This is a genomic window from Myxosarcina sp. GI1 (assembly GCF_000756305.1).
GTDB lineage: Bacteria > Cyanobacteriota > Cyanobacteriia > Cyanobacteriales > Xenococcaceae > Myxosarcina.
The window spans coordinates 168959-175150 of sequence record NZ_JRFE01000058.1 but is presented as its reverse complement, the minus strand read 5'-3'; the positions used below and the strand labels follow the sequence as shown (position 1 = coordinate 175150).

5 protein-coding genes are annotated in these 6192 nt (G+C 41.1%); 1 reads left to right on the top strand and 4 read right to left on the bottom strand.

What is annotated here, in order from left to right:
• From KV40_RS29790 to KV40_RS29775, 4 genes are all read right to left on the bottom strand, one after another.
• A partial coding sequence (locus KV40_RS29790) for a hypothetical protein (protein ID WP_052056089.1) occupies positions 1-3053 on the bottom strand: 3053 nt, incomplete at its 3' end.
• A gap of 112 nt (positions 3054-3165) precedes the next feature.
• Complete coding sequence (locus KV40_RS29785) at positions 3166-3750, bottom strand: hypothetical protein (protein ID WP_156114246.1); 585 nt, start codon at positions 3748-3750, stop codon at positions 3166-3168.
• A gap of 184 nt (positions 3751-3934) precedes the next feature.
• Positions 3935-4279 carry a hypothetical protein gene (locus KV40_RS29780; RefSeq protein WP_036488930.1) on the bottom strand — a complete coding sequence of 115 codons (345 nt, stop codon included), beginning with the start codon at positions 4277-4279 and terminating at the stop codon, positions 3935-3937.
• Between the two features lie 19 nt (positions 4280-4298).
• A complete protein-coding gene (locus tag KV40_RS29775) occupies positions 4299-4643 on the bottom strand; it encodes a papain fold toxin domain-containing protein (RefSeq protein WP_036488928.1) in 345 nt (114 codons plus the stop codon).
• 240 nt (positions 4644-4883) lie between these two features.
• Here KV40_RS29775 and KV40_RS29770 point away from each other — a divergent pair, with 240 nt between their 5' ends.
• The gene (locus KV40_RS29770; RefSeq protein ID WP_036488926.1) at positions 4884-5948 is read left to right on the top strand and encodes a ParA family protein; all 1065 of its coding nucleotides are present in this window, start codon (positions 4884-4886) and stop codon (positions 5946-5948) included.
• The last annotated feature ends 244 nt before the right edge of the window (positions 5949-6192 follow it).

Here is a 6192-nt window from a genome sequence, read left to right as displayed (position 1 = left end):
TGGGCATACTGTTCTAACGCTTCCCAGCGACTCGTCCGATTGGCGATCGCCCGATTCATAATTTGAGTGCGAACTCTGACTTCGTTACTACCGTTGGCCACTATCGCCAGGTTGGAGGGAGAGGGATAAAACCGCGTCTGCCAAAATTGGTTTTGAATTTCTAAAAGCCAGTGGGAGCAGCCTTTTTCCTTATCGGTTTTGAAGGCTTTTGTCGAGTTTTCGTAAACCAAGTCGGGATATTTTAAGGCTTCAACCAGGCTAGTTGCCCCATCGGTAGTGATTCTGCCAATCAGCTTGAAGGAAATATTTTTGAGAATATCAGCTGCTGCGGTGCACTTTTGAATTTCTTCAACGTTCTGACTGATAGTAAGTAGAGAAATGCCAGATTTACGAGCCATGGCGTGCATCGCTCCCCAGGTTTGGGCAAAGCCACCTTTTTTCAGCAAATCGGCAATTTCATCCCCGACAATTAAAGATTTGGGATACTGTAGTGCCAGACGGACGCAGGTGCTTTGAATAGTCTGGGCAATTAATACCTGGTCTCTTTCCGAGTCTAGATTGACAATGGTAAAAAACTTAATGCGACTTTGGGGGTCAAAGGTGCTGGGACGACCTACCGTATCTCCCAAACTAGAGCTAAGAAGGGTAGTAATTTGAGTCTGAATTTGATTGATGGCTTGTTTATCGAGTTCCTCAAAGTTACGCAGATTGAGCTTTTCTTTGGTACAGAATTTTAGCCAATCGATTAGTGTGGGAATTTTTTCCCATTCAGCCGAACCAAAACCCGCGTTAAAAGCTTGATTGATGCGCCTTCTAATTTTGTTGTCGTTGATAAATTTTTCCGTAGTAGCGACCACCAGATTTTCGACTCGTTGAGTTAGTTTGGGGTCGTCGATACCAAACATGATGTAGTTGGTCAGAGTATTTTTAACCGTTCCTTTCCACTGGTTAAATCTGGTTTTGTAGTCATCATCTTTGTATAGTCTCAGGTCTGGAGGCTCGACGATATTGCTAGAGTTGCGGCTAATATCGATATGCGCCCCCTTAAGCATTTTGATTGCCCAGCGGAAGCTGCTATTACCCCCAACAGCTGAGTCCATACCGATGACGGGAATGTTATTAACCAGAAAATCAAGGATTACTCGCCAAGCCAGAACCGATTTACCCGAACCAGACTCGCCTATAATCAGTCCCCGCAGGGTATCTTTACGGTGTAGGTCGAGATAGATGGGTTTGCCCCCTTTGGCAATTAGTTCGATACCGTCATCGTGTACGTCTTCGGGTGCGACATTTGGTAAATAGCGGTAGTAGGAAATGTTATCAACTTTAATCCGACGGTCTTCGACAATACTGGTTTTTTGTAGGATTCTGCCAATAGTTATAGGTAAGGTTTCCAGCCACAATGCCCACACGGCACTATCCTGTCGCTTGAGGTTACTGTTAAATTTACGACTGAGTTCGGCACAAGCTTCATCGAGAGTTTTACGGTCTTGCCGATAGACTTTAGCTATAAATGACAGGTAGATACCCGCTCCGCCACCACCTACTAGTTTTTGTGCTTCAAAAGATTCTTTTAGTAATTCTTCTGACTTGACATCTCGACCGATAGCACTCTCTTCTGCCATTAATTTGGCAGAGTTGGCTTGGGCAATAGTCTGTTCTAGCTGTCGATCCAGGGCTTGAGAAGATACGGTGTTGAGCTGGATGACAAATTCGGTATTAATTACGTCATCGTTTTCGATAACTTCAAACAAGTGAGTTAACTGCTCTAGTTTGGTTAGTTTGCGTCGGGAGATTTCTTCAATGGTCATCACGCCACAGATTTGCTGACGACCGGGCAGGACAATTTCATCTTGACGCTGATTGTGCTGGGGAGTAGAGCGGGTATGGGTTACTCCTTGGGAAAGAATCGACAGAGGATGGACTGGGCGATTTACTACTTCGCCAAATTCTCTACCATCCCAAGTCCAGTAATTGGGTATGGGTTCGGGCTTAGTCGAACGGGAATTAAACTGATACCAGAGATGACTCCAGGTATCTTCTAAGCTCAGAGGTTTGACATCTAGTTTCCAGGCCGTTTTTAGTAGGGACTGCCAAATGAGAAATCCTTGAGCGTAGGCAGATTCTAATGATTCAGCGTAAAAGTCTTGCTGTAGTTGAGCTTTATCCCCCGTGGCGGTAGATAGCAATTTATTACCCATCCGAATCAGGGTCGAGACAAAATCTGTCCCGACATCGCCACCACGAGTAAAGCTGTAGGTGCAGGTTACAGTAAAGCTCGAGTTCTGTCTTAAACCCTGAGCCGTTAAAGATTGAGTTCTGCCCAGTTCTGATTCTGCCAGCAGAGCCACACCGTCGGAATCGCAATTGTTAATTACCTCACTAAGTCGGGCAATACGTTCGATGTCCGAGGCGTATTTTTCGCAGTAAAAGGTCAATGATTCCCCTGGTAAAATCTCCTTCGCTGCTGTTTCTGTAGCCTCCCAGTATTTTCGTGCCTGCTGGGGTGTAAAGCTAGTATGCCAGGGAGTCAATTTGAAACAAAACACAATTTGGTATTGTTGACCGTTTTTGAGAAATAGCGCACCACGGTCTTTTCCGCTCTGGCTGTATTTGATGAGTGAAATTAGGTGCTGAAATCTAATGAAGGCTGGGTAGACTTCTTTTTTTCCGTTCTGAGCCATTTCGACAGTGTATTGAGGTTTTAAAGTCAGTTCTTCATCCTTAATGAGCGATCGCAGTTCCGCTGAACGATGTTCGGGTATGGGAGAAACATAAGGCAGTTTATTGTATGCCCAGTTTTTACCAGGTAAAGGACGCATCCTATCGGTCATGTAGTGGGGGTGAGATCCTGTAGCCAGGAGCCAAGTACCCGTCATGAAACCAAACATCATGCCAAAGTGCTTGTCTTTTCCCCCCGATGCTCCCACAATTAAAAAGCTAAGAAAGGCAATTACTCCGATCGGCATTACTTGAGATATGGGCAAGAAGCCGAAGAATTTGGCTTTGCGATTTAATGAGGAGTTAATGGAGATTAGTTCTGGAACTTCCATAACTTTGCGGTAGTTTAATTTTTAGAATACGTTGGGGATTAAATAGTTTTTAGCGATTAGCCTTTCGGGTTGTACTCAATTCAAAAGCGCACCAAGAAATAGAAACCAGACTCTACGTGCCTGTAGCAATTACCGCAGTCATAATGTCGATCGCCAGAACAATACCGAATAGACCGCCGACAAACATAATGATGGGGGTCATACTTTGTCCCTGCTGCTGTTGTTGCCAAGCTGCGAAACCACCGCCAAGTCCGACCAGAATTAAAGCAATCCGAATAAACGTAAATAATGTGTCAATTTGGGCAGTACTGATACTTCCAACACCGCCACTAGCTACCAGTCCGTCAATAGCCTCTTCCAATCCAGTTAGGAATAGAGCGTGAGATGGTTGCCAAGCACTAAAGGCTAAGGTTAAACCACAGACGACTGTAAGTAGATGCCAGATAGAGATTCTGAAATTGAGTTTTTTAGAAACCAGAGGCAGACAGGCGGAGATAAAGTATAGGCTTCCTGCTACGGCAAAGCTTGCCAGAATAGTAACTAGTAAAGCCAGGTCTGTAACTGCAAGATAAATAGCCATGCCGATACCGCCAACTACAAAGATTAAGTCTTTCTCTTCGATGCGGAAACTAGACAGGAATTGCTTGGAGTATGGTTTTTTAGTTCTTGAGGTTTGGGTTTGGAATGAAATAGTCATTTGCTTAAAAATTGTAGTTTAGTTGTTTGTGTATTTCTTATGTACCTAAAATAACGACGAGCCAACCTTAGTAGCCCTAAGATTTGACTTGTCTTCAATCGTTATTTGGTATATAGCGATCGCAACTTTTGTTCGGCAAAATCGTACCTTAGTACGAGGGGATATGACAGTAGTTTTATTGTCGCTACACTTTTACTTTTAGATCTGTCTCTGTTCCAGCTAAACCAATATCTTGTTTAAACTCAGCTAATAAACGATAAAAAGATTCAAAGCCTATTTTTTCATCGTGACAAGAAAGCATAATTAACTTTGCCCAGGAAGTAACCGATTTTACTTCTAGTTTTTCCTGTAACCAAGGCTGAAACTCTTCATAGAACTTGTTCTCAGCTTCAGTCAGCTCGATATCCATTTCACTACGAGCAAATTCATAACCGACAATAAACATAAACAAGTCGCTGACTGAAGGACGACCAATATACATCCCTGGAGATTTTTCAATTTTTTCTAAAACTTCAAATAAATCGCTCATACAACTACTTTCTAATAACTTACAAAGACGTTAATTCATCGATGATGAACTTATTGCTACGGGAGTGAAAATCATTTAACCAATCCTGTCTCGATAAGCCTTCTGTAGAAAGATTATCAAATACCTTGCCAAAAACCTCTACACCATAATGAATACCATTTTCTGTGATAGATTCACTGCTTCCATAGCGATCGCTAATAATAAAAACCTCACTTCGTCTTTTAGTTCTTAACCTCAGAATTTTTCCCTCTATCTCATTATCCCTCAGCCAGTTCATCACCGAAATAGCGCAGCGATCGCACTCTAGTAGTGGATACTCAGCAACAATTTGACTGACATTCCGCCAAACCTCTTCCTTCGTCATTATTTGAGCATTTTATCTAGTGTATCCAGATTAGAATTTATTTCAGCTTTGAGCTATCTCTTATCTTATTTAGAGGCGAGGTATTTTTGTTTATCTTTGCCAGTCGGTGCATACAGTCTAATATAGAACACTCAAAAGGTCATTTTTTGCTTTCATAACTAAGCGATTTCTATTGAACAAGGATATTTCAGACTTTGTTTGGGGAAAGCTAGGGGGTAGCAATTGTTATCAGGAGATGGAATGAAATCTAAAAGTTATGTTATTTGGAACAACAAAGGCGGAGTAGGAAAGAGTACTATATGCTTCCATCTTGCCAGTGTCTATGCGGCAAAAAATCCGAATAAGGATGTTGTGGTTGTTGATATGTGTCCTCAAGCCAATGTTTCAATGATGCTTCTAGGTGGGGGGAATATGGGAGAGGAAAAAGTAGAACAATTAATCTCTGAAGGAACTCCCAAAAGTGTTGTTGGGTACATGACGGATTCTATTCTCAATAATTATTCAACACAAAACTTGAGCGAATTCTTAGTAAAAGTCAATGACAATAATGAGCATCTTCCAGGCAATCTTTTTCTTTTATGTGGAGATGGAAATTTAGAGCTTATTGCGCCATTACTTGCAGGTAGAGCTAATGCTACACCTTTGTCTCAAGCTGATAAACCTTGGGAACAAGTTCATTCAATTATTAAAAGAGTTACAGACAATCCCATAAATGAAGATAGAGAAACTATTTATTTCATTGATACAAATCCTAGTTTTTCAATCTATACGCAAATAGCAATCATATCAGGGGAAAGGTTGATTATACCTATCAATGCTGATGATTCCTCCAGGGTAGCAATATCAGCCTTGTTCAATCTTATCTATGGATCAGGACAAATTCACCCAGTATACGGTAACTATACTTTTTCAGCTAGATTGAACAAAAATAATATGAGAAGACCGATAATACATCTTCTTCTTGGAAATCGATTTACTCAGAGAGTAGGAGCAGCACATGCATTCAAAGCTTTATCTGAGGCAACAGCAAATGCAATGTATAGAGAATACGAAAAAGACCCTGCTAGATTTAGTAACTATTCTAATGGAACTACTCCTCTGCTTTTTGATGACTTTCAGACAAAATATGTATTTGAATTGAGAGATTTTAACAGTGCGGGAGTTGTAGCTGCAAATCAAGGATTACCTTTAAATGAAATTGCAGATCAAAGAGTATATGAAGTATATGGGCAAAAAATTCAAGTCAGCAAAGAGCAGGGAGAACTTTGTAAGAAGGTTATCGAAGATTTAGCCAATAAGCTGTGAAATGCAGGCATTTACTAATGCCGAATTTTTGTTGCTAACTACCCGAATTGATTATTTTTTATGTAGAAACAATATTTCTGGAGCTTAAAAATTAAAAACAACCAATGGTAATTTTGCGATAACCTATGCTTCTCTAAATGGTTTTGAACTATTGAATAAATGGTGGAATTGTAGCTTGCTTGAGCTACAGGCAGATGCTTTCATTTACACTTAAATATGCTTAAAGTAACAACGAGAGGACATT

Excerpts from the sequence above, each read along its gene's own strand:
- KV40_RS29780 (WP_036488930.1), bottom strand. The coding sequence starts at position 4,279 with ATGAGCGATTTATTTGAAGTTTTAGAAAAAATTGAAAAATCTCCAGGG.
- KV40_RS29785 (WP_156114246.1), bottom strand. The coding sequence starts at position 3,750 with ATGACTATTTCATTCCAAACCCAAACCTCAAGAACTAAAAAACCATAC.
- KV40_RS29775 (WP_036488928.1), bottom strand. The coding sequence starts at position 4,643 with ATGACGAAGGAAGAGGTTTGGCGGAATGTCAGTCAAATTGTTGCTGAG.
- KV40_RS29770 (WP_036488926.1), top strand. The coding sequence starts at position 4,884 with ATGAAATCTAAAAGTTATGTTATTTGGAACAACAAAGGCGGAGTAGGA.